Annotated in this window: 30 protein-coding genes; 13 read left to right on the forward strand and 17 right to left on the reverse strand. The window is 61.1% G+C overall.

Annotated features, from left to right (window positions below; genetic code table 11):
- Nucleotides 1-64 precede the first annotated feature (64 nt).
- Complete coding sequence (ald, locus tag FZZ92_RS11500; protein WP_226423261.1) at nucleotides 65-1,204, forward strand: alanine dehydrogenase; 1,140 nt, start codon at nucleotides 65-67, stop codon at nucleotides 1,202-1,204.
- On the opposite strand, the gene FZZ92_RS11505 is transcribed toward ald, so the two are convergent.
- From FZZ92_RS11505 to FZZ92_RS11570, 14 genes are all read right to left on the reverse strand, one after another.
- Complete coding sequence (locus FZZ92_RS11505) at nucleotides 1,201-1,629, reverse strand: YchJ family protein (protein WP_226423262.1); 429 nt, start codon at nucleotides 1,627-1,629, stop codon at nucleotides 1,201-1,203. The two genes, ald and FZZ92_RS11505, sit on opposite strands and share 4 nt — an antisense overlap.
- Nucleotides 1,629-2,684, reverse strand: a complete 1,056-nt coding sequence (locus tag FZZ92_RS11510; protein ID WP_226423263.1) for a DUF3326 domain-containing protein — start codon at nucleotides 2,682-2,684, stop codon at nucleotides 1,629-1,631. The genes FZZ92_RS11505 and FZZ92_RS11510 overlap by 1 nt, the downstream gene beginning before the upstream one ends.
- Nucleotides 2,681-2,866, reverse strand: a complete 186-nt coding sequence (locus FZZ92_RS11515) for a hypothetical protein (protein ID WP_226423264.1) — start codon at nucleotides 2,864-2,866, stop codon at nucleotides 2,681-2,683. The genes FZZ92_RS11510 and FZZ92_RS11515 overlap by 4 nt, the downstream gene beginning before the upstream one ends.
- Complete coding sequence (locus tag FZZ92_RS11520; protein ID WP_115022416.1) at nucleotides 2,863-3,192, reverse strand: 2Fe-2S iron-sulfur cluster-binding protein; 330 nt, start codon at nucleotides 3,190-3,192, stop codon at nucleotides 2,863-2,865. The genes FZZ92_RS11515 and FZZ92_RS11520 overlap by 4 nt, the downstream gene beginning before the upstream one ends.
- 33 nt (nucleotides 3,193-3,225) lie before the next feature.
- Nucleotides 3,226-3,930 carry a TIGR02466 family protein gene (locus tag FZZ92_RS11525; protein ID WP_226423265.1) on the reverse strand — a complete coding sequence of 235 codons (705 nt, stop codon included), beginning with the start codon at nucleotides 3,928-3,930 and terminating at the stop codon, nucleotides 3,226-3,228.
- Between the two features lie 160 nt (nucleotides 3,931-4,090).
- Nucleotides 4,091-5,041, reverse strand: a complete 951-nt coding sequence (locus FZZ92_RS11530) for a F0F1 ATP synthase subunit gamma (RefSeq protein WP_115022419.1) — start codon at nucleotides 5,039-5,041, stop codon at nucleotides 4,091-4,093.
- Nucleotides 5,042-5,054: 13 nt separating this feature from the next.
- Nucleotides 5,055-6,575, reverse strand: coding sequence for a F0F1 ATP synthase subunit alpha (atpA, locus tag FZZ92_RS11535; RefSeq protein ID WP_115022421.1), 1,521 nt, complete (start codon nucleotides 6,573-6,575; stop codon nucleotides 5,055-5,057).
- Nucleotides 6,576-6,632: 57 nt separating this feature from the next.
- Entirely contained in the window at nucleotides 6,633-7,181 is a 549-nt protein-coding gene (gene atpH / locus FZZ92_RS11540) for an ATP synthase F1 subunit delta (protein WP_115022423.1), read from the reverse strand.
- Nucleotides 7,181-7,663: a F0F1 ATP synthase subunit B gene (locus FZZ92_RS11545; RefSeq protein WP_115022424.1), complete on the reverse strand. Its 483-nt coding sequence runs from the start codon at nucleotides 7,661-7,663 to the stop codon at nucleotides 7,181-7,183. The genes atpH and FZZ92_RS11545 overlap by 1 nt, the downstream gene beginning before the upstream one ends.
- Nucleotides 7,663-8,127, reverse strand: a complete 465-nt coding sequence (locus FZZ92_RS11550; RefSeq protein WP_115022426.1) for a F0F1 ATP synthase subunit B' — start codon at nucleotides 8,125-8,127, stop codon at nucleotides 7,663-7,665. The genes FZZ92_RS11545 and FZZ92_RS11550 overlap by 1 nt, the downstream gene beginning before the upstream one ends.
- A gap of 70 nt (nucleotides 8,128-8,197) precedes the next feature.
- Nucleotides 8,198-8,446, reverse strand: a complete 249-nt coding sequence (atpE, locus tag FZZ92_RS11555; RefSeq protein WP_006851467.1) for an ATP synthase F0 subunit C — start codon at nucleotides 8,444-8,446, stop codon at nucleotides 8,198-8,200.
- A gap of 169 nt (nucleotides 8,447-8,615) precedes the next feature.
- The gene (gene atpB / locus FZZ92_RS11560; protein WP_115022428.1) at nucleotides 8,616-9,341 is read right to left on the reverse strand and encodes a F0F1 ATP synthase subunit A; all 726 of its coding nucleotides are present in this window, start codon (nucleotides 9,339-9,341) and stop codon (nucleotides 8,616-8,618) included.
- Nucleotides 9,342-9,365: 24 nt separating this feature from the next.
- Nucleotides 9,366-9,704 (reverse strand): hypothetical protein, encoded by a 339-nt coding sequence (locus FZZ92_RS11565; protein WP_115022430.1) that lies wholly within the window; start codon nucleotides 9,702-9,704, stop codon nucleotides 9,366-9,368.
- A 43-nt stretch (nucleotides 9,705-9,747) separates the two neighbouring features.
- Nucleotides 9,748-10,917, reverse strand: coding sequence for a bifunctional 2-polyprenyl-6-hydroxyphenol methylase/3-demethylubiquinol 3-O-methyltransferase UbiG (locus FZZ92_RS11570; RefSeq protein ID WP_226423266.1), 1,170 nt, complete (start codon nucleotides 10,915-10,917; stop codon nucleotides 9,748-9,750).
- 146 nt (nucleotides 10,918-11,063) lie between these two features.
- On the opposite strand from FZZ92_RS11570, the gene FZZ92_RS11575 reads away from it, so the two are divergent.
- The 4 genes from FZZ92_RS11575 (at nucleotide 11,064) to FZZ92_RS11590 (ending at nucleotide 15,641) form a co-directional block, all read left to right on the forward strand.
- Complete coding sequence (locus tag FZZ92_RS11575) at nucleotides 11,064-14,015, forward strand: phycobilisome rod-core linker polypeptide (RefSeq protein WP_226423267.1); 2,952 nt, start codon at nucleotides 11,064-11,066, stop codon at nucleotides 14,013-14,015.
- 406 nt (nucleotides 14,016-14,421) lie between these two features.
- Nucleotides 14,422-14,907, forward strand: coding sequence for an allophycocyanin subunit alpha (locus tag FZZ92_RS11580; protein WP_006849995.1), 486 nt, complete (start codon nucleotides 14,422-14,424; stop codon nucleotides 14,905-14,907).
- A gap of 39 nt (nucleotides 14,908-14,946) precedes the next feature.
- Complete coding sequence (gene apcB, locus FZZ92_RS11585) at nucleotides 14,947-15,435, forward strand: allophycocyanin subunit beta (protein WP_115022433.1); 489 nt, start codon at nucleotides 14,947-14,949, stop codon at nucleotides 15,433-15,435.
- A 5-nt stretch (nucleotides 15,436-15,440) separates the two neighbouring features.
- On the forward strand, nucleotides 15,441-15,641 hold the full coding sequence (locus tag FZZ92_RS11590) for a phycobilisome linker polypeptide (protein ID WP_006851140.1): 201 nt from the start codon (nucleotides 15,441-15,443) through the stop codon (nucleotides 15,639-15,641).
- Between the two features lie 56 nt (nucleotides 15,642-15,697).
- Here FZZ92_RS11590 and FZZ92_RS11595 read toward each other — a convergent pair whose 3' ends face one another.
- Nucleotides 15,698-16,504, reverse strand: a complete 807-nt coding sequence (locus FZZ92_RS11595) for a TlyA family RNA methyltransferase (protein WP_115022435.1) — start codon at nucleotides 16,502-16,504, stop codon at nucleotides 15,698-15,700.
- Between the two features lie 97 nt (nucleotides 16,505-16,601).
- Between FZZ92_RS11595 and FZZ92_RS11600 the strand changes: the two genes are divergently transcribed.
- The 4 genes from FZZ92_RS11600 (at nucleotide 16,602) to FZZ92_RS11615 (ending at nucleotide 20,190) form a co-directional block, all read left to right on the forward strand.
- Complete coding sequence (locus FZZ92_RS11600; RefSeq protein WP_115022436.1) at nucleotides 16,602-16,802, forward strand: hypothetical protein; 201 nt, start codon at nucleotides 16,602-16,604, stop codon at nucleotides 16,800-16,802.
- A 203-nt stretch (nucleotides 16,803-17,005) separates the two neighbouring features.
- Nucleotides 17,006-18,103: an FtsW/RodA/SpoVE family cell cycle protein gene (locus tag FZZ92_RS11605; protein WP_370631286.1), complete on the forward strand. Its 1,098-nt coding sequence runs from the start codon at nucleotides 17,006-17,008 to the stop codon at nucleotides 18,101-18,103.
- A 54-nt stretch (nucleotides 18,104-18,157) separates the two neighbouring features.
- Nucleotides 18,158-18,871: a cytochrome c biogenesis protein CcdA gene (locus tag FZZ92_RS11610; RefSeq protein WP_226397963.1), complete on the forward strand. Its 714-nt coding sequence runs from the start codon at nucleotides 18,158-18,160 to the stop codon at nucleotides 18,869-18,871.
- 5 nt (nucleotides 18,872-18,876) lie between these two features.
- The gene (locus FZZ92_RS11615; protein WP_226423269.1) at nucleotides 18,877-20,190 is read left to right on the forward strand and encodes a cytochrome c biogenesis protein ResB; all 1,314 of its coding nucleotides are present in this window, start codon (nucleotides 18,877-18,879) and stop codon (nucleotides 20,188-20,190) included.
- On the opposite strand, the gene queF is transcribed toward FZZ92_RS11615, so the two are convergent.
- The gene (gene queF / locus FZZ92_RS11620; protein ID WP_226397961.1) at nucleotides 20,178-20,567 is read right to left on the reverse strand and encodes a preQ(1) synthase; all 390 of its coding nucleotides are present in this window, start codon (nucleotides 20,565-20,567) and stop codon (nucleotides 20,178-20,180) included. The two genes, FZZ92_RS11615 and queF, sit on opposite strands and share 13 nt — an antisense overlap.
- A gap of 126 nt (nucleotides 20,568-20,693) precedes the next feature.
- Between queF and FZZ92_RS11625 the strand changes: the two genes are divergently transcribed.
- Nucleotides 20,694-21,032: a P-II family nitrogen regulator gene (locus tag FZZ92_RS11625; protein WP_006851285.1), complete on the forward strand. Its 339-nt coding sequence runs from the start codon at nucleotides 20,694-20,696 to the stop codon at nucleotides 21,030-21,032.
- Nucleotides 21,033-21,330: 298 nt separating this feature from the next.
- Entirely contained in the window at nucleotides 21,331-22,626 is a 1,296-nt protein-coding gene (gene purB, locus FZZ92_RS11630; RefSeq protein WP_226423270.1) for an adenylosuccinate lyase, read from the forward strand.
- On the opposite strand, the gene FZZ92_RS11635 is transcribed toward purB, so the two are convergent.
- Complete coding sequence (locus tag FZZ92_RS11635; RefSeq protein ID WP_226397959.1) at nucleotides 22,627-23,820, reverse strand: polysaccharide biosynthesis/export family protein; 1,194 nt, start codon at nucleotides 23,818-23,820, stop codon at nucleotides 22,627-22,629.
- A gap of 69 nt (nucleotides 23,821-23,889) precedes the next feature.
- Between FZZ92_RS11635 and FZZ92_RS11640 the strand changes: the two genes are divergently transcribed.
- Both FZZ92_RS11640 and FZZ92_RS11645 read left to right on the forward strand, forming a co-directional pair.
- Nucleotides 23,890-24,828, forward strand: coding sequence for a GNAT family N-acyltransferase (locus tag FZZ92_RS11640; protein ID WP_226423271.1), 939 nt, complete (start codon nucleotides 23,890-23,892; stop codon nucleotides 24,826-24,828).
- Nucleotides 24,829-24,867: 39 nt separating this feature from the next.
- The gene (locus FZZ92_RS11645; RefSeq protein WP_226423272.1) at nucleotides 24,868-25,158 is read left to right on the forward strand and encodes a phosphopantetheine-binding protein; all 291 of its coding nucleotides are present in this window, start codon (nucleotides 24,868-24,870) and stop codon (nucleotides 25,156-25,158) included.
- The last annotated feature ends 2 nt before the right edge of the window (nucleotides 25,159-25,160 follow it).

The following is a 25,160-nucleotide window of genomic DNA, read 5'->3' on the forward strand; positions in this document are numbered from 1 at the left end:
ACCATTGTGATGTGGCGGGTTGCTCGCAGCGGAGCCACATTGAAGGAATCCCCCTGAAGCCGCCATGGCAGCCTCCGTCCTCTCGGCCCCGATGGCCAGCATCGGTGTGCCGAAGGAGATCAAGCTCGATGAGAAACGGGTCGCGCTGACCCCTGACGCCGTGCGGGAGTTGGTGAGCCAGGGCCTTGAAGTGCTGATTGAAGCGGGGGCCGGAGCCGGAGCAGGAATCGGCGATGACGCGTTTGCCGCGGCGGGAGCGCGCCTGGTGAACCGAGATGAGGCCTGGGGCGCCCATTTAGTGGTGAAGGTGAAGGAACCGCAAGCGGAGGAATTTGCCTTCCTGCGGGAGGACATGGTGCTGTTCACCTACCTCCACCTGGCGGCCTATCCCGGCGTCGGGGAAGCTTTGCTGGAGGCAGGCACCACCGCCATTGCCTACGAAACCGTGCAGCTGGAGAACGGCAGCCTGCCGTTGCTGGCACCAATGAGCGAAATCGCAGGGCGGCTGGCGGGCCAGGTGGGTGCCCACCTGCTGGAAAAACCCCATGGCGGTCGTGGCGTGCTGATGGGGGGCTGCACCGGCGTGCAACCGGCCAGGGTGGTGGTGCTTGGCGCTGGCACCGTGGGCTGGAATGCCGCACGCATTGCTGCCGCAATGGATGCGGAAGTGCTGCTGCTCGACCGATCGCCCCAACGGTTGCGCAGCCTGGAAGCCGACCGGCGCGGCCGACTGATGAGTGTGGTGAGCAGCCGCGGCCTGCTGGAACGGTTGGTGCCAACGGCTGATCTTGTGATCGGAGCCGTTCTCACACCCGGCGGGCGGGCCCCCACCCTGGTGGACGAAGGGATGGTGCAGCAGATGCGGCCTGGTTCGGTGATTGTCGACGTAGCCATTGACCAGGGCGGCTGCATCTCCACCAGCCAGGAAACCACCCATCGCGATCCCACCGTCACCATTCATGGCGTGCAGCACTACGCCGTGGGCAACATGCCGGGTGCTGTGCCCTTCACCTCCACCGAAGCCCTCGTCAGCGTGACGCTCCCCTACATCCTGGGAATCGCCGGCCGGGGCCTGGAAGAGGCCGTGACCGAACGACCCGAACTGCTCTCGGGCCTAAACACGGTGCAGGGCGCTGTCTGTCACCCGGGGGTAGCCAAAGCTCTTGGCCTGCCGCCCCGGCATCCGATGGCCTGCCTGCGTTAGCCCTCCAACTTGAGCGCAGCCACATAGAGCCAAGGGCCATCGGCCGCGCCATCGCGACGCTGAAACAGGGAGGTTTCCTTCAACACCCCACCGCGATAACGCGCCTCAAATTGCACCGTTCCCTCCAGATCCCCTGGGCCGCCGCTGCTGACGGCAAGCACGTTCAAGCCAAGCCAATGGGTCTGGCGACAACTCCGCTGCAGGGCAAGGCGCCGCTGCTGCGCTGCAACATCCGGCTCGGGATGGGTCGCCATCAGGTAGTCCACTTCCCCACGCACAAAGGCTGAATACCTCGAGCGCATCAGCTGTTCAGCCGTTTCAGCACGCTGTTCGCCGCGATGCATGGTCCCACAGCAGCTGCGATAAGCACCACCCCCACAGGGGCAAGGGCTCTGATCGAGGGCTCCACCGAAACCGCCAGGCATCAGTCCAACCGTTGCAACGCTGGCAGTGGGCGGCCCAGAGACGCCGGACTCAATCCTTCCCGCAGAGCCAGCAACAGCCCTGCTGCCTCGCTGTAACTGCTGACATGAAAAATGCTCTGGCTCAAGCCAAGGGCGTCGGCCGTGACCGACAACACCGATGGATTGGCCACGCAAACCACGGGCAGATTGCGCTCCACACAGGCCAACACCGCCTCGCCCCCCAGGGCTCCTTCGGGAACCACAACCGCCCCCAATTGCTCGACACTGAGGTCTCCGGGCCTGTGTCGCCCAGCGGCCACCAGATCCGGTGCCCGGCTCAGCCCCACCAGCACGCATGCCAAAAAGGTGTAACCCAGTTCTTCACCCGCCGCCCTCGGGTCGAGCCTTGGATCCAGGGGCAACGGATCCAAGGCTGGCGCGTGGGCACAGGGGATCTGCAGGTGCTTCACCAATAAATGACTGATCACCGCTTCAGCGCCGGCCAAAGCGTCCACGCCACTGCCCTGGCGATAGGCCGCCAGCTCCTCACTCTCCGGATCCTCCGGGAAGCGGGCCACCACGGCGATCGCCGTCGCCCCTGCTTGCTTCAACCGTTCACCAGCCCGCAACAAGGCATCAGGAGAACCCAATCGTCCCCAGCTAGCACCACTGGCACCGCGCTCCAGCGTCACATCGAGCGGCGCATCCGTTGAAATCACCGGGCCGATATCCAAACCCAAGCTGGCACGGCAGCCCTCGGCCACCTGAATCTGGCGCTGGGCCAGCTCGGGCTCGATCCCGGCATCCAACAACAGCCCAATGCGTTGCCTCCGCACCGGTCGCAAGGCCCACTCGCCCACGGCGAAACGATCGAGGCCATAGCCCTCCACATAGTGAACGCGGGGATCGCTCCAATAGAGCGAAGCCCCATTCATCACATTGGGATGGGTGATCAAACAGCCGCTTGCTGCGGCCAACAACCGTGCTGATGGCAAGGCATCACCGGCATAACCTCCGATGTCACAACCAATGCCCGTCGGCACCAGCATCAGCGTTGGCATCGGAGCCGAGCTCATGCGCTGATCACGGCCTCCACCTGAATGGTTCGACCACCATCGGGGGCAGGACGCACATCAGTGAGGGCCCAACGCAGCACATCACCCTCTGGCGACAACTGCTGACGAATCCAGCTGCGCAGCTCAACCAGCGGCACATCAGCGGGCCAGAAGAATTGGCGTTGCAGGCTGGTCAGCCTCACTTCTGATATTGCCCGAACTGGGCTTCATAGAGCGCATCTTCCTGGCCGGTTTTAAGGGTGAGATCGGCGCGCGGGAAGGCCACGCACAACAGGCTGTAGCCCTGCTCTTGAAGCTCGCCTTTCACGCCCATGGCGTCGGGCTGCTCAACACTGCCCTCGGTGATCACCGCGGCACAGGTGGTGCAAACCCCGGAGCAGCATGAGCTTGGGATCATGACGCCAGCAGCTTCGGCTGCATTGAGCACCGTCTGGTCGGCGCGGCAGGGAAAGGTACGGATCTCGCCTTCGAACTCGGCGCGGACGGTGTAGGTGGCCACGTCGGTCATGCCGGGTGTCAGGGGAGAAGAGGCCGCATTCTCTCAGGCAATGGGCTCATCCAGGGATGTCCAATGACGGGGGTGGGGTGCGAGGTACTCCGGAGATCCACCCTGCTCTTGAGCCGTCAGAACAAAATCAAAACTGATGGAACAGCGCAGCTCATCCGGGTCGGCATTCGGCAAAACACTGTGCTGAAGACTCGAAGGGAAAAGCACGAGCAAACCTGGTCGTGGAGCTTGATCCCAATGGGATTGATTCAAAGGATGGTTTGGTGCAATCGGACCGCCATAACCCACCGCCAAGCCAGCCACCAACTCATTCGGTTGATGGGATGCATGCAGACGTAAAACGCCCTCCTCACCGGAGCCGGTGCCGGTGAGATAGAGGACAGCGCTGAGATGAGCATTGGGGTGATGGTGCCGTCCAACCGCCTGATCCCAGTCACTGATGACAGGCCAGCACCGCTGCAGATGCAGGGCGACTTGGCTTCGGGCGAACCCAATTGAATCGAGGTAGCTCCACACCTGATCATTCACCTGTTGAACCAAGGCCTGAAAGCGTTCGTCTTGATGGAGCTGCCACACACCATGGAGGTCACCCGTCCAGGCGCAACCCTCGCTGGGGTTTCCCTCTGCTTCGCCTCGACCGTCCAGCAGAGCCTGCATGCATGCGGCCAGCTGCAGTGGGTCCAGGGGGAGTTGGGTTGTGCCTACCACTGTGGGAAAGAGCTGATGCAGCTGAACCACGCCGACAACCTCAAACCCCTCAGCTCAACCGTAAACAAGCCTTGAAGTGGTGGCCTCTGTTCAAGCAGAGCCTTGACCAGTAGGAGAGACGGCAGCTTCAAGAAGACACAAAAAAGCCGGCCCAATGGACCGGCTTTCAAGGGTGGATTGATCGGAAAGATCAGCCGACCGCGGCGGCACCACCTGCCACTTCCAGGATCTCCTGGGTGATCGCAGCCTGACGGGCCTTGTTGTAATCCAGCGTCAAGGTCTTCGCCAATTCCTTGGCGTTGTCGCTGGCGTTGTTCATGGCCGTCATCCTGCTGGCCAGCTCAGACGCTGCCGATTCCTGCAGTGAACGCAACATCTGGTTCTGCAGATACAGAGGAAGAAGTGCATTCAGCAACTGTTCAGGGGTCTGCTCAAACACGATGTCCGAAGGAATCTTCGGCTCGGTATTGGCAGGACCAGCACCTGGCTCAACTGTCAACAAACCGTCCTTAGTGGTGAGACGGAAAATCTCGTCCTCCGGATCAGCAATGTCTTGAGGATCCAAAGGCAAGAGGGTCTGAACCACAGGCTTGCAGCTCACCAGGTTGATGAACTTGGTGAAGATCAACTCCACTCGATCGGTGCTCTCAGCCAGGAATTCAGCCAAGAGATCCGTGGAGATCGTGTTGGCCTCATCGGCGGTGGGCACCTGTTCGAGACCGGAGAAGGTGGCCTGGATCGGATAGTTGCGACGGGTGAAATAGCCGATGGCTTTTGTGCCAACCAGCAGAAGCTTCACATCAAAGCCTTTGCCCTTCAGTTCAGCGAAACGCTGTTCCGTGCGCTTAATGATGTTGGCGTTGTAGCCACCACACAGACCGCGATCACCAGTGATCGCTACCAGGGTGATGGTCTCCACATCGCGCTGCTGCATCAGGGGAGATGCAGCATCTTCGAAACGCATGCGGGACTGGAGATTTTCCAGAATTCGCGCCAGCCGATCCGCGAAGGGACGGCTGCGGAGCACTTGCTCCTGGGCGCGGCGCACCTTGGCCGCAGCCACGAGGCGCATGGCCTCGGTGATCTTGCGGGTGTTTTTGACCGACTTAATTCGGTCGCGGATTTCTTTGAGATTCGCCATTTCGGCAGCTCCGTCAGGCCGCAGAAGCGACCATGGTGGACACGACTTCGGTGATGGCATCCTTGAGGATGGCCTCAGCCTCAGGGCTCATCACCTTCTTCTCCTGGATTTCGGAGATGAACTCAGCCTTGTTGGACTTGAGGTACTCACGAAGTTCTCGGGAGAAGTCGACCACCTTGTCGACGGGGACGGCATCGATCAGGCCCTTCACACCCGCATAAACGATGGCGACCTGCTCAGCCAGGATCAGGGGGCTGAACTGAGGCTGCTTGAGCAGTTCACGCAAGCGCTTGCCACGCTCGAGCTGCTGCTGGGTGGAGGCATCCAGGTCAGAGGCGAACTGCGAGAAGGCAGCCAGCTCGTCAAACTGAGCCAGCTCCAGCTTCAGGGTGCCGGCAATCTTTTTGATGGCCTTGGTCTGGGCAGCACCACCCACCCGGCTCACGGAGATACCAACGTTGATAGCTGGGCGTAGACCGGAGTTGAACAGGTCAGAGCTGAGGAAGATCTGTCCGTCCGTGATTGAAATCACGTTGGTGGGGATGTAAGCCGAAACGTCGCCGGCCTGAGTCTCGATGATCGGCAGAGCGGTCATCGAACCCTTGCCCATCGCGTCAGACAACTTGGCAGCGCGCTCCAGCAAACGGCTGTGGCAGTAGAAGACGTCACCGGGGTAAGCCTCACGACCGGGCGGACGACGCAGCAAGAGCGACATCTGGCGATAGGCGGCAGCCTGCTTGGAAAGATCGTCGTAGATCACCAAGGTGGCCTTGCCCTTGTACATGAAGTACTCGGCGATGGTGGCACCTGTGTAAGGAGCCAGGTACTGCAGTGCAGCGGGCTCAGAAGCGTTCGCAGCCACGATCACGGTGTAGTCGAGGGCACCGCGCTCACGCAGCACCTCAACAACGTTGGCCACGGAGGCAGCCTTTTGCCCCACCGCGACGTAGACGCAGATCATGTCCTGATCCGACTGGTTCAGGATCGTGTCGATCGCGATGGCAGTTTTACCGGTCTGACGGTCACCAATGATCAGCTCGCGCTGACCTCGGCCAACGGGGATCATTGCGTCGATCGCGGTGATGCCGGTCTGCATCGGCTCGTGCACCGATTTGCGCTGAATGATGCCGGGCGCCATGGACTCGATCAGGCGCGTTTCGCTGGTGGCGATTTCACCCTTGCCGTCGATGGCGCGACCCAGGGAGTTCACCACGCGGCCCAACAGGGCTTCACCGACAGGAACAGAGGCAATCTTGCCGGTTGCCTTGACCGTGCTGCCTTCCTGAATGCCGTATCCCTCACCCATCAGCACCGCGCCGACGTTGTCGTCTTCGAGGTTCAGGGCGATGCCTTCGGTGCCGTCCTCAAATTCAATGAGTTCGCCAGCCATGGCTTGCTGCAGGCCGTAGACGCGGGCGATGCCGTCGCCCACAGTCAGAACGGTACCGACATTGCTGACGGAAACCGACTTGTCATAGTCCTCAATTTGCTGTTTGAGGATGGCGCTGATCTCGTCAGGACGGATGGAAACCATGGCGTGTGATCCCAGGTGGGAGTTGGGGAGGAAGGAGCGTTGGAGGAAAGAGTGAGGTCAGCTCGCCTTGGCGAGTGCCAGACCAAGGCGACGAACCTGGCCAGACAAGCTGGCGTCGATCACCTGAGATCCGAGACTCACGACGAAGCCGCCAATTAAGGACGGATCCACACTGAGGTCGATGTCGACCTTGTTGGTGCCGGCCATGGCCTGCACCTTCTTGGACAGTGCCGCCTGTTGATCCTCGGTGAGGCTTTGAGCAGAACGGACCTGGGCCAGCGTGATGCCTTGCTGTTCGCGGTAGAGCTCGAGGTAGCGAAGCATGACCGCATCAAAAGCAATGAGACGTTGGCGATCAGCCAGCACCTTCAGCAAATTGAAAACTGAAGGAGTGACATCCTCACCAACAAGAGCTTTGAGAGCTTTCTTTTTGGCGTCGGGCTCAAGAACCGGAGACACCATGGCGTCACGGAAGTCCGCGGAATCGTTCCAGATCTCAAGCAGTTGCTTGCATTGATCCGCAACGGTTTCAGACTCGCCACGGGCCTCTGTGACCTGAAGCAATGCTTCGGCGTAAGGGGTGGCCAGGGAGTTAAGGAGAGGCATCAGGCGTTCTCCAGATTTTTGATGGTGGAATCGATCAACTTGGCCTGAGCTTTGGCATCGAGACGGCCGGGTAGTTCGGCAAGAACCTTGTCGATCGAAGCAAGAGCGGCCTCACGACGAAGGCTGTCTTTGATTCGAGCGGCATCAGCCTCAGCATCAGCATCGGCACCGGCCTTGATGGCAGCCATCACGGAGATGGTCCGCTTCTCGCCTTCGGCACGGATACCTGCGGCGCGGGCCTGACCATCGGCACGAATCTTTTCGGCTTTCTGCTGGGCAGCAGCCAATTCGGACTGGGCCTTGCTCAGGTTTTCGCTGGCAGTCTTCAGGCGGGACTCAGCATCCTGCAGGTCCTGAAGAATGTCAGCGCGGCGGCGTTCCAGGATTCCTCCCAGGAACCCACGTAGGAACCAAACCAGGACACCGATCACAATGACCAGGTTGACCAGATTGGTCTCAAGCGGATTGAAATTGAGAGTCATCACGCGGTCAGCAAACGGTTGATGATCGTGGTGCTCAGCTGATCCACCTGACCCTTCAATTGGGTACGGGCGGATTCACGCTCGGCCTCGATGGCGCGACGGCTTTCCTCTTTCGTGCGGTTGGCTTCAGCTTCCGCCTGGGCCAGTGCTTCGCGGTAAAGCCGATCGACTTCTTGTTCCGCCTCAACGATCACGGCCTGAGCGGCCTGACGGGCACCTTTCAGCTGTTCAGCCAGATCAGCTTCCAGGCGTTCAACCTGGGCAAGCTTCTGCTTGGCGTCAGCACGACTGGTGGAGATGTAGCCCTCACGATCTTCCACGACCTTGCCGACCGGACGGAAGAAGAGAACATTGAGCAGGAAGGTGAGGAGAACCACCTGAACCGCCATTAGCGGAAGTGTGGCATCGAGGTCGAAAAGACCTCCCTCCGGAACACCTGCTTCAGCGAGCAGAAGCCAGGTCATGGAAAGGTGCGCTGGAAAGGAATCGAAACAAGGAGTTCAGAAGGGGGGATCAGAGATCCCCCGGCACTGATCAGCCGGCGAAGGGGTTGGCGAACAAGAGCACCAGAGCCACCACCAGGCCGTAGATGGTCAGCGATTCCATGAACGCCAGGGACAGCAGCAGGGTGCCGCGGATCTTGCCTTCGGCTTCGGGCTGACGGGCGATGCCCTCAACAGCGCCGCCGGACGCGGTGCCCTGACCGATACCAGGGCCGATGGCGGCGAGGCCGACTGCCAGGCCAGCGGCCACAACGGAAGCGGCGGAGGTGATGGAATCCATGTTGAGTGGTGTAAGGGGAAGCGCTGGTAAGCGCTGTACGGAATGGTCTTGGGGATCGGTTCCCCCCGCGCAGGGACATTCCCGAAGGAATGGGCCCGGGTGCATTGCCGGACCTGCGCGCGGATGTGTTTAGCAGATCGCCGATAAAAGGCGAAAGAAAAGGGGGCGTTTAGTGGGCTTCGTGAAGACCTTCACCGATGTAGAAAGCGGTGAGGGTCGCAAAGATCAAAGCCTGAATGGCACTGGTGAACAGGCCAAGCAGCATCACGGGGAGAGGCACTAAAAGCGGAACCAGGTAGACCAGCACACCCACCGCCAATTCGTCGGCGAGGATGTTGCCGAACAAACGGAACGAGAGCGAAAGAGGCTTAGTGAATTCCTCGATGATCTTGAACGGGAGCATGATTGGAGTCGGCTCCACGTACAGCTCGAAGAAACGCAAACCCTTGCGGCTCAAGCCGGCATAGAAGTACGCCAGCGACACCAGCAGAGCCATCGCCACCGTGGTGTTGATGTCTGCCGTGGGAGCGCCGAGTTCACCCTCTGGTAGTTCGAAGATCTTCCAAGGGATCAGGGCACCGCCCCAGTTGCTCACAAAGATGAACAGGAACAAGGTGCCGATGAATGGCAGCCAATCGCGGTAGTACTTCTCGCCGATGTTGTCGCGGGCGATGTCGCGGATGAAGTTCCAGAGGAACTCCATCAGGTTCTGCAGCCCCAAAGGGTCGCGCTGCATGTTGCGGGTGCCAGCCAGCACCAGGGCAAGCAGGATGCCAATCAGGATCCAAGAGCTCAGGAAAACCTGGCCATGGAGGTACAGATCGCCGATCTGCCAATACAGGTGGTGGCCCACTTCCAGTTCAGCGAACGGAAGTGGTAGGGGCAGCAAAGCCATGGGTGCAGAGAAAAGTGCTCAGCTTCAGCGGTCGTCGAAAACGTGCTGAAGAATCAGGGCGGGCTTGTAGAGAAGGAATCCCAGGAAAGCCGGCAACAGATCGAGCTGGGGCAGCTTGGCCGAACCAACCACAAGCAAGGTTGGAACGATGAGCTGAAAACGCCCCAGTCCACGGGACTGGTCACTGAGCCGGGCCACACTGCGGGCAAGCAAGCGCACGTACAAAAGTCCGGCGCAGGAGCCCACAAAAACACTGCCAGCCACCGAAAGGTTCATGGTGAGAGCCACGATCGGAATCGTGACGACGGACACCAGAACGGTGGCCAACAGCAGACGACGCTGAAGACGGTAGAAATCCTCCAAGCGCTGCCTGAAATGGCGCGCGGAATCTATCACGCGTATTTCCTTAAGCCTTCAGCAGCACCAGCCGCCGATCCACCAGGCGGCGAATCACCGTCGGCTGAGCCAGGGTTCCCAGCGGAGCATCGGGCTGTTCCTGCAGCCTCTGCAGCAACTCCCGCTCCTCATTCGAAAGCTGCAGCGGTTCCATATCGGTGCCAAGGATCGGATCCGGCTCGCCCCACAGACAGGGCTGGCGCAACCCATGGGACTGCAGCAAGGCCTCATCGCTCAGCACTGCCGGTTCGATCGGCTGGGCAGAAAGGAAAAACTCGAAGTGGCTGATGTCGGGATCCAGCTGCTCCACAAGCTCCCATTGCTGAGGAAGGGGCAACGCTTGGGCACGCTCCAACAACTCCCCGTTCAACAAGCGTGCCGGATCCCAGACCTCCGGATTCGAGAAGCCGGCGAAATGAAGGCCTGCCGTGGCGATGTATTGGAACAGCCGCTCAAGGTTGTAGCTGGTCTCCTGCGGATGCAGATACATGTCCGCGAAGTTGGCATCCGCAGCACAGTCCACGGCCCAGCGTTCACGGTGATGACGGGCGAGACGATTGGTTTCGGGCAGGGTGTCAAAGAGATCCCTACCAAGGCGCAGCCCCTCCGCCCCGGTACCGGCCTGCAGAAGAGTGAGAGCTTTCTGGGTCCGGTGAATCTCCCAGCGCCCTGCATCGGCATAAAGAAAGAGATGGAGCAAACCATGGGGGGCCAACAAACCGCTTAAAGCGCGCAGGCCCGCTTCCGGCTGATCCAGGTGGTGCAACACCCCCACCGAATTGATGTAGTCGAAGGGTCCTTCGTCAGCGAGATCCAGAAGACTGCGCTGCTCCTGACGCAGGGAGGTCACCTGCTGGGCCGCCCCGGAGCGCTGACACCGTTCCTGCGCCACCGCCAGGGCCCCATCACTGATATCCACCCCGAGCACATCCGCACCCGGATTGAGATGGCAGAGATAGTCAGTGCTGACGCCGGTGCCACAGCCGGCATCAAGAATCCGCGGCCGCTCCATCCCAGATGGGATCAGTCCGTGGACTGCGGCCAGAACGCTGCGGTGACACCACCGCCAGTTGTATCCCGGGGGCGGTCCGTCCTGAAGCGGGTCGCCCGGGAAAGGGAAGCGGTCATAGAACGCACTCACCACGGGGGTCGCAGCATCACTGGGCTTTGGGTGGGCCATGGAGTGCAGATTCGGCGCCTGCGAGCTTTTCACGTCACACCCAGCGAGACACTCCGACACCGCAGGGCCTGCAAACATTTGTTCATGGGGCCGCGGAGCACCATCCCGACAGCCGTAACGTGGCGCGATCCGGCTTGCTTTCGTCGATGACAGTGACCGCCAGCAGCGGCAGCCCGCGCGTGTCTCCCCAACTGTTCGACACGCTGCCGCTCTCCAGCGTCCGTCAGGCAGAGCAGCAGGACCGTTTCCCTGACAACGGGGAACTGAACAGTCTTGTGACCTTCTTCCGAACTGGTCAAGACCGGATCGAGGCGTCCAGGATCATTGCGGCGAATGCCGAGGCCATCGTGGCCCGCGCCGCCAACAGAATTTTTGTGGGGGGCACGCCCCTCTCCTTCCTTGAATCGCCGCTAACAACGGGCGAGACCGGACGCAGTAGTGGTCAGGGGGGCACACCACTGGCAGCAGACCAAGCCGCCTTTGAACAGTCGGTACGCACCTTCACCGGCGACAGCGGCAGCACAAAGAGAGGCAACTTTCTGACCCGTCTTTTGGAAGGAGCCGGTGGGGATGCTGATATTCGTGTGGTGCTTCCGACAGGCTTCAACGCCATCAGTGTGGCCAAGTACGGCCCGGCTTTCATGCGCAAGTCGGTGCGCGATATGGGCTGGTTCCTGCGTTATGTGGGTTACGCCCTGGTGGCTGGTGACCCCAGCATCCTCGCGGTGAACACCCGCGGCCTGCGGGACATTCTTCTGGAGAATTGCTCCCTGGCTGCCACCAACGTGGCCCTTCAGGAGATGCGGGCAGCCTCCGCCGAACTGCTACGGGACCGTCCTGAAGCCCGTCAGATGACCATCGACTGCTTCAACGTGCTGTTGCAGGAGCTGGCCATACCCACCCCCAGCACCAAGCAGCGGCAGGGGAGTGCAGTTCAACAAGGTTTGCAACTCCCGGCGATCTACGCCCTTGCCTCAGAAGGCCGCCAGCTCTTTGAGATGCGGCCGGGCCTCTCCGGAGCAGAAAAAGCAGAAATCATTCGCGCCGCTTACCGCCAGGTGTTTGAGCGCGACATCGCCAAGGGTTATTCCCAGACCCCCTGCGCAGACAAAGCCAGCGCGGTCGCCCAAGGCCAGATCTCGATGCGCGAATTCGTTCGCGCCCTCGGCCGCAGCAAGGAATATCGCCAGCAGTTCCACGACGGTTTCGTCAACAGCCGTGTTGTTGAACTGGCCTATCGCCACTTCCTCGGACGGGGCATCAGCTCCCTCGAGGAATTCCGAAAGTCGTTCGCCATCCTCAGTGACCAGGGCCTCAATGGCCTCGTGGATGTACTGGTGAATTCCTCGGAATACGCCCAGGCCTTTGGTGAAGAAACAGTTCCCTACCTGCGGGATCTCGGCACGGAAGCCCAGGAAAGCGCCGGCTGGGGATCCAACCGAAAGCTCTTCAACTTCAGCGCCCCCTTCGATGGCGCACCGCAATACGTCACCCTCTACGCCTCCTACCGCCAACCGTTTGCCGACCAGCACGTCTACGGCGGTGGCAATGATCCGGTAGCCAACAAATTCGGAGCCATCTTCCCGAGCGGCACAGCTTCAGTGGCCACCCGACCAGCCCCCTACGGCTACGACAGCCGCCGCCTGCTCGTGAGCAATGGGCTCAACAGCCCCGGCCAGCTGGACAGCGACAGTTTCCGCAAGAGCCGCCCACGCAAGAGTGGTCCGCGCGTCATGCGACTTCAGCAGATCGCCACAGGTGGCACTGTGAATCCAGGCCGTGGTGGTCAGCCCAGCGTGCGCACGACTGAGGCCAGCACCCAAGCCGTGATCAAGGCGGTTTACGTGCAAGTGCTAGGCAACGGCGGCTATGCGGGAGAGCGAATGAGCTCTGATGAAGCCCGCCTCGAAAATGGGGATATTCCGCTCAAGGATTTTGTTCGGGCCGTCGCCAAATCCGATGCTTTCCGACGCCGCTACTGGAGCGGCCTCTACATCGTGAAGGCGATCGAAGTGATGCATCGCCGTTTGCTTGGCCGACCCACCTTCGGACGCTGGGAAATCGATGCCCTTTTCGATACAGCCGCACGACACGGTTTCTATGGAGTGGTTGACGCACTGATCGACAGCAAGGAATACAGCCAAGCGTTTGGAGCCGACACAGTCCCCTACGAACGTTTCATCACACCCGGTGATGTGACTGCTCGCCGGGCTCCCGGCTGGTCACGTCCTCTCAAGATTGAAGCTGCCGCTGATCTGACCCTTGGCAGCCGTCCTGAAACCCATCGATCCGAAGCGTTCCGCAGCAGTGGCGATGTAACACCACGCAACCTGCCTGACACGCAAAAAGCAACCAGCCAAGACTTCACGACAACAACCAACGCAAACGCCGCGGGGCCCAGTTGGCTGTCGGTGGTGCGTCGACAAGGTCTTGCATCCAACAAGACTGGCTTCCCAATGCGTCGAGCCAGCAACTCAACGCCAACCAGCATCGGGGGTCGCACCTGGAGCGTTGAGCTCATTTCTTCCAACGCGCGGAGTGGACAGGCACTCCCACGCATGGGAATGGCCCTTGTCACGGAAGGAGCTTCAGGGTTCCGCTTGCGGGGTGGACTTCCCGCGATGCTCGAGCTGAAACAGCCTTGCAGCGAAGATGAGCTACAGACGGTTCTCGATGCGACTTACAAGCAGCTGCTCAACCGTGTCCCCACCGGAAGTGAGCGTCTGATCAGCGCGGAGTCACGTCTGCGCAATCAGGACATCGACCTGGCTGATTTCATCGCTGAAGTGGCGATGAGCGAGGCGTTCCAGAACCGGATCTCCTCGATGGCACCGCTTCGGGCCGCTTCCGCTGCTGGTTTAGCCCTGCTGGGGCGGGCGACCACACCTGCTGAGACCAGCCGCTTCCTGATCACACGAGCCCAGGCAGGCCATGGTGCTGCGGTGACCGAATTGCTAGCAGATCGCATCGGCACAGCGGTGCCTCGCGTTGATGGCATGAACACCAGCTCAGGGGTTCCACAGGCCACAATTCAGCGGACAGCATCGCTGTACAACGGAAACGCCGGCATGAATCCCTCCTCGAGCGAGGCGATCTAAGCCGTACGGCCCATTTCAGTGACTAACAACCGCCACATTCGCGGCGGTTGTTCTCATTCGATCCCGGTGAAGTACAGCTTCCTCGGGATCATTTTGTGCGTCTAAGACGCATCCCGAGCGAAGTCGCAGATCGCAGTTATGCCAGTACTTTTCTGCGCAACAAATCAGCCATGAAGAACTGTTACCCGGGCAAAACTCCCCGGCCATGGTCAGCGCAGAATGCCTCAGCCGAATCCAACGGAGCGAGCTCACAGCGGTCACTGTTGACCGATGTGAACAAGTCTCACTCCCGACGCTTCGACCCCCTGTCCCAGCCTTTAGTCTGAGACTCGATCCCTCGGGATCACCCCTTATTCACCGGATACCGGTCTCCTACGGGCGGCCGCTTGTTTCGAGGCAGAACTGCATGAGCATCGTCTCCAACTCGATCATCAACGCGGACGCCGAAGCCCGCTACCTCAGCCCTGGCGAACTCGACCAGATCAAAGCCTTCGTCACCGGCGGTCAACGCCGTCTGCGCGTGGCTCAGGTCTTGTGCGAGAGCCGCGAGCGCATCGTCAAGCAGGCTGGAGGTCAGCTGTTCCAGAAGCGTCCCGACGTCATCTCCCCTGGCGGTAACGCCTACGGCGAGGAGATGACCGCCACATGTCTGCGCGACATGGATTACTACCTCCGCCTTGTCACCTACGGCATCGTTGCCGGTGACGTAACTCCGATTGAAGAGATCGGTGTGATCGGCGCAAAAGAGCTCTATCGCTCCCTGGGAACCCCTCTGGAAGCTTTGGCTGAATCCGTGCGCGAGATGAAGATCGTCGCCATGGGCCTCCTCACAGGAGCCGACGCAGAGGAAGCCGGCACCTACTTCGACTACGTGGTTGGCGCCCTCGCCTGAACCGCTCGCTGATTTTCTCCCTCGTCTCCTCACGGATCCATGCAAGACGCCATCACCAACGTCATCAACAAGTCGGACGTCCAGGGCCTGTACCTGGATACGTCCTCGATGAGCAGCCTCGAGTCGTATTTCGCCAGTGGTGAACTGCGCGTGCGCGCTGCCGCCACCATCAGCGCCAACGCTTCAGCCATCATCCGTGATGCCGTTGCCAAGGCCCTGCTGTATTCGGACATCACCCGTCCCGGCGGCAACATGTACACCACCCGCCGCTACGCCGCCTGCATCCGCGATCTGGACTACTACCTGCGGTATTCCACCTACGCCATGCTCGCCGGCGACACTTCCATCCTCGATGAGCGGGTGCTTAACGGCCTCAAGGAGACCTACAACTCCTTGGGAGTTCCCATCGGCGCCACTGTTCAGGCAATCCAAGCCATGAAAGAAGTCACCGCTGGACTGGTCGGCCCTGACGCCGGCAAGGAAATGGGCGTCTACTTCGACTACATCTGCTCCGGCCTCGGCAACTGAGCCCCATGCGGTTGTTCAAAGTCACAGCCTGCATCCCCAGCCCTGAAAAGGTTCGGACGCAGCGCGAATTGCAGAACACCTTCTTCACCAAATGGGTTCCCTATGACAGCTGGTTCGCTGAGCAACAGCGCATCCAGAAACAGGGGGGACGCATTATCAAGGTGGAACTCTGCACCGGGGGGCAGCAGGTCAACGTCGGCAACTGAACTCCGTTCCAATTCAAGGCCAAGCCCGGTTCAACACCGGGCTTTTTTATGGCCCATCAACCATTCAGCGTCTTCGCCACCAGAAGCTCTAGATCCGGCAAATCAGCCGCGTCGGCCTCACCCAACCAGAGCACGTACTCGTGGTTGCCGGCGGGGCCTGTGAGCGGCGAGGCCACGAGGCCCTGCGGCTGCCAACCCGACTCCCCAGCGGCTGTGATCACGGATTCGATGGCATCACGGTGGGCCGCCGGATCACGAACCACACCCCCCTTGCCAACCCTGTTCTTACCGACCTCAAACTGCGGCTTCACCAGCACCAGCGCCTCGGTACCTGGACCCTGCAACAGCCGGCGCAAGGCAGGAAGGATCAGACGCAGCGAAATGAACGACACATCGGTGACCGCAAGACTGGGCCAGGGGTCATCCGCCGTATAGAGAACCTCGGGTTGGAGGTGGCGCAGATTGGTACGTTCACGCAGAACCACCCTGGGATCGGTGCGCAGGCTCCAAGCCGTCTGGCCATAGCCCACATCCACGCCATAGACCCGGCTGGCTCCGTGCTGCAGCAGGCAATCGGTGAAGCCACCAGTGGAGATGCCGCCATCCAGGCAGACGCGATCCTCCACCCGTACAGAAAAGGCCTGCAATCCAGCCAACAGTTTTTCGCCGCCACGGGAGACGAAGCGAGGGGGCTGTTCCACCCGCAATTCACGCTCGGCCGTGACTTCCGTGCCGGGTTTGTCCAGCAGCATGCCGGCTCCATCCCGAACCTTGCCAGCACGAATCAGCTGCTGCGCCTGTTGCCGTGAACTGACCAGGCCACGGGTCAGGAGTTCCAGATCCAGACGCTGTTTGGACGCCATTGCGACATAAAAGCAGACCGATCCCGAAGAAAACCGGCGATCCAGAGGCTGAAGCCGGTTCTGCCGTGAGGATTTCCTCCAATCTGCGTCGAGGGACGTGTCCACCCACCGCCCCCAACCCGCCAACGTGGTGCCTCTGTTGAGGCCCGGCAGCTTTGTGCGGCTCGACAACCAGCCGTCCGACCTGCCTCCCTTCCAGGTGCTGCACTGCCGTGGGGGCCGCTGCTGGGTGCGCCAGCAATCTTGGGGGTCCCACGTGCAATGGGAAGTGGAGCACGAGCGCCTCAGTGCCGCCTGAACAACAGCATCTTTGCCTTGGCAAAGCCCAGCTTTCACGGCTCAATGGAGCATCGAGAGTCCCTCTGCCCAGTACCGGTGAACGCCACAGCGCCTAAGTCCATTTCTGCCAGGCGTGAAAAGACCGGGGGACGTAATAACGGAGTGTTTCAAAAGCTGCTGCCCTTGCCCTGGCAGCTCTGGCCGGCAGAGGCCCGCCTACTGATGGGATTGGCCGGGTTTTGGAGTATTGCAGGACTGGTGATCCTGGCCTCGGCCAGCTGGTGGGTAGCCCTGCGGGAAATGGGTGATGGCGCTTTCTACCTGAAACGGCAGGCGATCTGGCTGATGGCGAGCTGGAGCCTGCTCGGCATCACGATCTCCACCAGCCTTCGGCGCTGGCTGCGCTGGTCAGGCCCGGGGCTTTGGATGGGCTGCCTGCTGATCGCCGCCACCCTGGTGATGGGCACCACCGTGAACGGCGCCAGCCGCTGGCTGGTGCTGGGGCCCCTGCAGGTGCAGCCATCAGAACTTGTGAAGCCCTTCGTGGTTCTGCAGGCCGCCAACCTGTTCGCTCCCTGGAGCCGGATGAGTCTCGACCAGAAGCTGCTCTGGCTCGGCAGCTTTGGCGGACTGCTGTTGCTGATCCTCAAGCAGCCCAACCTTTCCACCGCCGCCCTGATGGGACTCACCCTGTGGATGGTGGCCATGGCGGCTGGCCTGCGCTGGCGCAGCCTGGTGGGCACCGCCCTAGCCGGATCGCTTCTGGGCACCGCAAGCATCCTGATTAACGAGTACCAACGCCTGCGGGTGGTGTCATTTCTGGATCCCTGGAACGATCCGATGGGGGATGGCTACCAACTGGTGCAGAGCCTGTTGGCGATCGGATCGGGAGGCTGGATGGGCCAGGGGTACGGCCTCTCCACCCAAAAGCTGCAGTATCTGCCGATCCAGAGCACCGACTTCATTTATGCGGTTTTCGCCGAAGAATTTGGATTTGTCGGCTCGGTGCTGCTGCTGTTGTTCCTCATGCTGGTGGCCTGGGTGGGGCTGCGAGTGGCCCTGCGCTGCCGCAGCAACCAGGCGCGGCTTGTGGCGATCGGTTGCACCACGATCCTTGTGGGCCAATCGATTCTGAACATTGCGGTGGCCTCTGGGGCCATGCCAACGACCGGTCTGCCGCTGCCGTTGATCAGCTATGGAGGCAACTCGCTGATGTCGAGCCTGGTGATCCTGGGGCTGCTGATCCGCTGTTCGCTGGAATCCACCGGCTTGATCGGCGGACGATCGGGCACACGACCACGGCCAGTGCGCCAACGCTGAGCTTGACGAGCCAACCGGCTTGCCTGGATAGGCTTTGAAAACTCGTGGGCTTCTGTGGACCTGCTGCTGCTCTCCGATCTGGCCCAGAGCAGCGAACAGCTGCTGCAGCGTGCCCTGGCGGATCCCGGTCCGCTGACCCTGGCACTGGTGTTTGGTGGCGGCGCACTCACCAGCCTGGGCCCCTGTTCCCTGTCGTTGCTACCGGTGACCCTGGCCTATCTGGCGGGCTTTGAAGATGGCCAACCGGCCTGGCAGCGGAGCCTGGCCTTTTGCGGCGGCATCGTCGGTGCTTTGGTGGTGCTGGGCAGCGTCAGCGGGCTGCTGGGCCGAATTTACGGGCAGGTGCCGGCACTGATTCCCACATTGGTGGCGATCCTGGCGGTGGCAATGGGGCTGAACCTGCTGGGGGTGCTGCGGATTCCGCTGCCCAGTGGGCCGGATCCGGAGCTGTGGCGTCAAAAGGTCCCGGCCCCACTGGCACCCGTTGCGGCGGGACTGGCCTTTGGCCTGGCGGCCTCCCCCTGCACCACACCAGTGTTGGCGGTTCTGCTGGGCTGGATCGCCCAAAGCGGACGTCCCCTGGTGGGAGTGGCCCTGCTCAGCAGCTTCGGCATCGGCCAGGTGCTGCCTCTGCTGCTGGCCGGCACATTTGCAGCAGCTATTCCCAAACTGCTGGCGTTGCGGGGCATCAGCCGCTGGGTGCCGCCGGCCAGTGGCGTCGTACTGCTCACCACCGGCCTGCTCACTCTGCTGGCCCGCTGGAGCTGATGGCCATGGCGATGCTTAAACGCCTGGCGGCCTGGCTCAGCGATCTGCGGCTGGCGATCGTGCTGCTGCTGCTGATCGCCCTGGCCAGTGCCGTGGGAACAGCCATCCCCCAGGGGGATCCCCCCGTTAGCTACATCGATGCTTACGCCACGAGCCCCTGGCTGGGCCTGCTCCACGGCGAGCAAGTACTGCGACTACAGCTCGATCATGTGTATTCCAGCGGTTGGTTTTTGGCCTTGCTGGCCTGGCTCGGCCTCGCCCTGATCCTCTGCAGCTGGAGACGTCAATGGCCAGCCCTGGTGGCAGCCCGGCGCTGGATCGACTACCGAACCACGCGCCAACTGAGCAAATTGGCCATCGCCGAAAGCCAGGCCTGCCCGGACCCCAGCCAGGGGCTGACGCAGCTGGAGACGGTGCTGCGGGCCAGCGGATGGGAGGTGCAACGCAAGTCACAACGGCTGGCGGCCCGGCGCGGCGCCATCGGTCGAGTGGGACCCTTGCTCGTGCACACCGGCCTGGTACTGCTGATGCTGGGCGCGGCCTGGGGGGCACTGGCGGGGAACCGCCTGGAGCGCTTTCTGGCCCCAGGCCGCAGCCTCGATCTGCTGGATCGCGATGGCACCAGTCAGCTGACGATCACCCTGGACCGCTTCGCCATTGATCGAGATCCAGCCGGGCGTACCGAACAGTTCCGATCGGCGCTGCAGCTCAAGGGACCCAACCAAAGCTTGGATGCCGAGATCAGCGTCAATCACCCGCTGCGGCATCGGGGCATCACCATTTATCAGGCAGATTGGTCGCTCGCAACGATCAGCCTGCAGATCGGGCGCAGCCCCGTGCTGGAACTGCCGTTGCAGACCTATCCGGAGCTGGGTGATCAGATCTGGGGACTGGTGCTGCCGACCCGCCCCGATGGGACGGAACCGGTGTTCCTGAGCCTGGACAGTGAACAAGGGCCCGCCACGGTGTTCGATGCGGACGGCCAACAGATCGCTCGGCTGCAGCCTGGCGGTCCAGCCGCTGAGGTGAAGGGATTACCAATGCGGGTGGACTCGGTTCTACCGGCCAGCGGCCTTCTGCTCAAACGGGATCCTGGAGTTCCACTGGTTTACTTGGGCTTCGCGGTGCTGCTGGTAGGAGGTGGTCTGAGCCTTGTAGCCACCCGTCAGCTCTGGGCCATCGCAACCGATGGAACCCTCAGTGTGGGCGGCCTCTGCAACCGCAATCTCGCCGCCTTCGCCAATGAATTACCCCTGCTAGTGCAGCAGGTGGTAGCTCCATCGGCCGACCCTGGACAAAGAGTCGATCAGCAGGGCTGACGGGTGCCGTGACTGACCCTCACCACAGTGTGAACGTTGCCACGGGGATTGAAGTCGGCTTCCAACTGCATCCAAACCGGATCGGTGGCCGCGACCAGATCGTCAAGGATCCGATTGGTCACCTCCTCATGGGAGATCGACTGGTCACGGAAGCTGTTCACGTAAAGCTTGATGGCCTTGAGCTCCACTACACGGGGCCCTGGTTGGTAAATCAAGCGCAGCACGGCGAAATCGGGGTAGCCGGAGAAAGGGCACTTACAGGTGAATTCGGGCAGCTCGATCGATATCTCGTAGGGCCGGCCAGGCCTAGGATTGTCGAAGCAGATCAGCTCGGCGTCGGCGATGGCGCGTTCGCCGTAGAGGGGGGTCTGAGTCAAAGGGATCAACTGGGCCAGTACTGAGCAGTGACCCTAAGAAGTCAAGCTTCAGCAGCGTTCTGTAACAGCGGCCACGCACAGCTCTGAGAACCGCGGCATCCTTTAGACAAGATCAATACTCCCCCCATGAAAAAGGTCGAAGCAATTATTCGTCCTTTCAAGCTGGAAGACGTAAAGGTGGCGTTGGTCGAAGCCGGAATCATCGGCATGACCGTGAGCGAGGTCCGCGGATTCGGTCGCCAAAAAGGGCAGGTAGAGCGCTATCGCGGTTCGGAATTCACCGTTGAGTTTCTGCAGAAACTGAAGATCGAAGTTGTGGTCGAAGACGACCGAGTGGAAGAGGTGGTCAAGTCGATCGCCGATGCCGCCCGTACCGGCGAAATCGGCGACGGCAAGATCTTCATCAGCCCCGTTGAATCGGTGGTGCGCATCCGCACCGGCGACCGTGACAGCACGGCGCTCTGAGCTGCCGAAGCGAAAGAAGCTCCTATCCGCCCCGGCGTTCTCCAAGCCTGAGCGGGTCAAAACTGACGGAATTCCGAATTCTTCGGCGAATTCGACCAGCCGATACCAGGTCATTCGCCACTCGCCCAGGGTGGAAGAATCCCCCTCAGAATTACCGGAGCTGAGCCTCCTTGCGGAGTTTGGTTCTGCTCAAAGGGGGGCGGGCACCCGCTCATACAGGCACAGAAGATGGTGATGCTGTAGCTGTCGCGCAGGGGCGGCCCCATAGATTTGTTGGGTTGTTCAACCGTGCGCGCCGGTGATTGAGCGTTACACCCTCCCTGAGATGGGAGCCGTCTGGAGTGAGCAGGCGAAATTCCAAAGCTGGCTGGATGTGGAGATCGCCGCCACCGAAGCCAACTGCCGGCTCGGCCGGGTGCCCCAGGAGGCCCTCGACACCATCAAGGCCAAGGCCAGCTTTGAGGTGGAACGCATCCTCGAGATCGAAGCCGAGGTTCGTCATGACGTGATCGCCTTCCTCACCAACGTGAACGAACACGTCGGCGATGCCGGTCGCCACATCCATGTGGGCATGACCAGTAGCGATGTGCTCGATACGGGCGTGGCCCTGCAGCTAAAACGCTCCGTAGCCTTGCTGCGGGACGAACTCGATCTGCTGGCTGAGGCCTTGCGCGAACTGGCCCGGGCCCACAAGAGCACGGAGATGATCGGTCGCTCGCATGCCATTCACGGTGAGCCAATCACCTTCGGCTTCAAGGTGGCCGGCTGGCTGGCCGAAACCGAGCGCAACCGCACCCGCCTCGAACGGCTCGAGCAGGATGTAGCCGTGGGCCAGGTCAGCGGCGCCATGGGCACCTATGCCAACACCGATCCTCAGGTGGAGGCAATCACCTGCGAGATCCTCGGGCTCACACCCGACACTGCAAGCACCCAGGTGATCTCACGCGATCGCCATGCCGACTACGTGCAGACCCTCGCCCTTGTGGGCGCCTCCATGGAACGATTCTCCACCGAAATCCGCAACTTGCAGCGCACCGATGTGCTCGAAGTGGAGGAAAACTTCGCCAAGGGCCAGAAGGGCAGCTCCGCCATGCCCCACAAACGAAACCCAATCCGCAGCGAGCGGATCAGCGGTCTGGCCAGGGTCCTGCGGAGTTACACCATTGCTGCCCTGGAGAACGTGGCCCTCTGGCATGAACGCGACATCAGCCACAGTTCCACGGAGCGAATGATGCTCCCCGATTGCTCGGTCACCCTGCACTTCATGCTGCGGGAAATGACCAGCGTCGTGAAGGGGCTCGGGATCTATCCCGAGAACATGCGTCGCAACATGAATGTGTACGGCGGCGTGGTGTTTAGCCAGCGGGTGCTTCTTGCCCTAGTGGGCACCGGCATGAGCCGTGAAGAGGCCTACCGGGTCGTTCAGCGGAATGCCCACACGGCCTGGAACACCGCCGGCGGCGACTTCCGCGCCAACCTCGAAGCGGATGGCGATGTCACCAGCAGGCTCTCCGCAGCCGAGCTGGCCGACTGCTTCAGCACCGCATTGCACCAGGAGCACCTGGGCGTGATCTGGGAGCGATTGGGGATCTAATCAGCGCCTGGGAGAGGATGATCCAAATCCCGTCGGCAGGCCGAGAAGCCGGAAGACCGAGGCCGCATCGACAATCGGCTCGAGCGGCAACATGGCATCAGTCATCGTGTCAGTGACCTTGGTGAAGGTATTGCGGTTCACAACCACAACATCACCATTGCGCAGTGGAGGGTTGTTGGGACTACTGAGCACAGCATTGGGGTCGTAACGCAGTTGCTTGACCGTGTTGCGGCCCTGGCCATCCATGCGGATCAAGTCCACCCGCTTCACACTGCCGCGGCGGGTGACTCCACCGGAAGCCAGGATGGCACCGGACAACGGAGCGTTGGAACGGATTTCAACCACTCCCGGAGAAAAGACCTCACCAATGACCTGAACATTGATCGCCGTCGGGGAAAAGTTTGAGGCAGCAGTCGTCAGCAGGTCCACATTGACTGGCGATTTCGCCTTGTGAACGCGGATGCTGTCGCCGTCATAAATCAACGGGTTGGGAGCAAACCCTCCGTTTTTCAGCACAGTGAGGTAGTCGAAGACATAGCTCCTGGTGGGTCCACCAGGGGTTGCGGAAGGGCGTAGAAGCTCCAAACGGGCCAAATCCCCCGTAGCGCTAATCCCCCCAGCCTTCTGAATCACATCCACCATGGTCGGCCAGCCGCCCCCGTCGCTGCCGACTCCGGTGACCTCGCCACTCGTCCCCAGGGATCCCGAACTGTTGACAGGAAGGGTGAAAACTCCCGAGCGCAGGACCTGGCCCGTCACCGTGACACGGACCGGACGCTGCTCAACCAGGTCGAGATAGACCAGAGGTCGCCGCAGGAATTGGTTGTACCCATCGGTGATCCGCTGACGCGCCTCCTCCAGAGTCAACCCCCACACCTCAACCGTGCCAAGCCGCGGCAGGTTGATGGTGCCGTCGCTCAAGACCTGAACCTGAGCCTCATAACCCTCGATCTTGAACACCGAGGTCACCAGCCTGTCCCCAGGAGCCAGGCGGTAGCGATAGGTCTGGGGCGGCAGCCTGGGAGTGGATGGCAACGGCGGCGGCGCCTGCAGCGGCGTGGTGACCCTCGCCGGTGTTTTCAGCCAGTTGATCCGCTCTTCAGCCTTCAGCCCATCGCCCAGGAACACAGGAGCCATGAGCACAACCGCTGCAGCAACGCCTGCGGAGAGACCGGTCCTTGAGGGCACAACCATGGGTGGAACTGAGACAGCAGCCAATTTGACGCCAATCTTCCCGCATAATGCGATTCAGGGATATGGCCCATGACGCAGACCGGACCAGCAGCGCAGGAAGACGTCCTGCTTCCTCAGGGCTGGAGCGAAACCAACCAGGACAGCAGCCTCCTGTTCCGCCTCGACGGCCTTGAGCTGCATCTGATCCCTGGATCAAGATTTGAGGCCGTCGCCGATGCCGTCGGCACCCTGAGGGAATCCACCTACCGCCAGCAGCTTTCCGGCTCCGGCAGTACGCGGGACCTCGACGGCCGTGACACGGCCTACGACCACTTAATCCTGCTGGAGGCCGGAAGCAGTGCTCTGGCGGGCTCCGCCAGGCTGCAGTTCATTCCTCAGTTCACAGCCGCTGAAGACCTTCCCGGCAGCCAGCAGTCCTACTTGGAGCATGTCTACCCCGGCATCAAGGCGATGCTGGCTGGGCAAACCCACCACGTGGAAATTGGCCGGGTGGCGTTGGCCCGCCGCTTTCAACGCCAACCGCATTCCCTAATGGCCCTCTTCCGCGGAGGGCTCCTAATCGCGGCTCGCTCGGGGTTCAGCATCCTGCATGGATTGGTCTCCTACAACCACTTCGCCCACAGCGATGCCGTCAATACAGCTTTTCTGACTGCATTGATGCGGCCTCCGTACCGCAGGATCAGTCCAGTACTGCCCCCTCCGCGGCACCCGATCAACGAAATCCAGCCCAATGACAGCATCCACCCGATCGGCAATGTTCAGGCCCTTGAAGTAGCGATCCGAGAAGAACACAGTGACGACTTCCGGCTGCCGGTGCTGTTGCGCCAGTACTTCAACCTGATGGAAGCCAAGGTCTGTGACCTGTCTCTGGCGAAGGATTTCAACCAGATCACTGAAATCCTGATGGCCGCCGACCTCTCTCGCCTGCCAAAAGATCGCCTCTCCTTTTTCATCGACGTTGACCACCAACCCGTCTACCAGCAATTCAGCTGGTACCGGGGAGAGTGATAAACGAAGCGACGCTGGTACTTTTACTGGATCAAAAGGGTGCGGGTGTTGACAGAGGGAATCTCCAATAAGCAACAGCTGGAGGGACGCCTTGTCGAGATACTGCATCGCATTTCCGGCGCCGATCCAGCTGTCATCACCCGTGACGCACGCTTGATGGAGGACATCGGGATCGACTCCTTGGGGTTCTACGAAATTTTGATCGAGGCCGACACCTGTTTCGGTATTCGCATTCAAGAGGAGCAGCTGCTGCAATTCAAGACAGTTGGTGATATCCAGAGCCATCTGGAATCTCTCGACATCGATCTGACCAGCTCCAAAACCGCCTAACC

The organism is Synechococcus sp. MU1611 (assembly GCF_020514255.1).
Taxonomy (GTDB): Bacteria; Cyanobacteriota; Cyanobacteriia; order PCC-6307; family Cyanobiaceae; genus Parasynechococcus.

Excerpts from the sequence above, each read along its gene's own strand:
- FZZ92_RS11605 (WP_370631286.1), top strand. The coding sequence starts at position 17,006 with ATGGGATTGGCCGGGTTTTGGAGTATTGCAGGACTGGTGATCCTGGCC.
- atpE (WP_006851467.1), bottom strand. The coding sequence starts at position 8,446 with ATGGATTCCATCACCTCCGCCGCTTCCGTTGTGGCCGCTGGCCTGGCA.
- atpB (WP_115022428.1), bottom strand. The coding sequence starts at position 9,341 with ATGGCTTTGCTGCCCCTACCACTTCCGTTCGCTGAACTGGAAGTGGGC.
- FZZ92_RS11575 (WP_226423267.1), top strand. The coding sequence starts at position 11,064 with ATGACAGTGACCGCCAGCAGCGGCAGCCCGCGCGTGTCTCCCCAACTG.
- atpH (WP_115022423.1), bottom strand. The coding sequence starts at position 7,181 with ATGCCTCTCCTTAACTCCCTGGCCACCCCTTACGCCGAAGCATTGCTT.
- FZZ92_RS11570 (WP_226423266.1), bottom strand. The coding sequence starts at position 10,917 with ATGGCCCACCCAAAGCCCAGTGATGCTGCGACCCCCGTGGTGAGTGCG.
- FZZ92_RS11520 (WP_115022416.1), bottom strand. The coding sequence starts at position 3,192 with ATGACCGACGTGGCCACCTACACCGTCCGCGCCGAGTTCGAAGGCGAG.
- apcB (WP_115022433.1), top strand. The coding sequence starts at position 14,947 with ATGCAAGACGCCATCACCAACGTCATCAACAAGTCGGACGTCCAGGGC.
- FZZ92_RS11635 (WP_226397959.1), bottom strand. The coding sequence starts at position 23,820 with ATGGTTGTGCCCTCAAGGACCGGTCTCTCCGCAGGCGTTGCTGCAGCG.
- FZZ92_RS11505 (WP_226423262.1), bottom strand. The coding sequence starts at position 1,629 with ATGCCTGGCGGTTTCGGTGGAGCCCTCGATCAGAGCCCTTGCCCCTGT.
- FZZ92_RS11625 (WP_006851285.1), top strand. The coding sequence starts at position 20,694 with ATGAAAAAGGTCGAAGCAATTATTCGTCCTTTCAAGCTGGAAGACGTA.
- atpA (WP_115022421.1), bottom strand. The coding sequence starts at position 6,575 with ATGGTTTCCATCCGTCCTGACGAGATCAGCGCCATCCTCAAACAGCAA.
- FZZ92_RS11580 (WP_006849995.1), top strand. The coding sequence starts at position 14,422 with ATGAGCATCGTCTCCAACTCGATCATCAACGCGGACGCCGAAGCCCGC.
- FZZ92_RS11640 (WP_226423271.1), top strand. The coding sequence starts at position 23,890 with ATGACGCAGACCGGACCAGCAGCGCAGGAAGACGTCCTGCTTCCTCAG.
- FZZ92_RS11545 (WP_115022424.1), bottom strand. The coding sequence starts at position 7,663 with ATGACTCTCAATTTCAATCCGCTTGAGACCAATCTGGTCAACCTGGTC.
- FZZ92_RS11615 (WP_226423269.1), top strand. The coding sequence starts at position 18,877 with ATGGCGATGCTTAAACGCCTGGCGGCCTGGCTCAGCGATCTGCGGCTG.
- FZZ92_RS11530 (WP_115022419.1), bottom strand. The coding sequence starts at position 5,041 with ATGGCGAATCTCAAAGAAATCCGCGACCGAATTAAGTCGGTCAAAAAC.
- ald (WP_226423261.1), top strand. The coding sequence starts at position 65 with ATGGCAGCCTCCGTCCTCTCGGCCCCGATGGCCAGCATCGGTGTGCCG.
- FZZ92_RS11550 (WP_115022426.1), bottom strand. The coding sequence starts at position 8,127 with ATGACCTGGCTTCTGCTCGCTGAAGCAGGTGTTCCGGAGGGAGGTCTT.
- FZZ92_RS11590 (WP_006851140.1), top strand. The coding sequence starts at position 15,441 with ATGCGGTTGTTCAAAGTCACAGCCTGCATCCCCAGCCCTGAAAAGGTT.
- FZZ92_RS11595 (WP_115022435.1), bottom strand. The coding sequence starts at position 16,504 with ATGGCGTCCAAACAGCGTCTGGATCTGGAACTCCTGACCCGTGGCCTG.
- FZZ92_RS11510 (WP_226423263.1), bottom strand. The coding sequence starts at position 2,684 with ATGAGCTCGGCTCCGATGCCAACGCTGATGCTGGTGCCGACGGGCATT.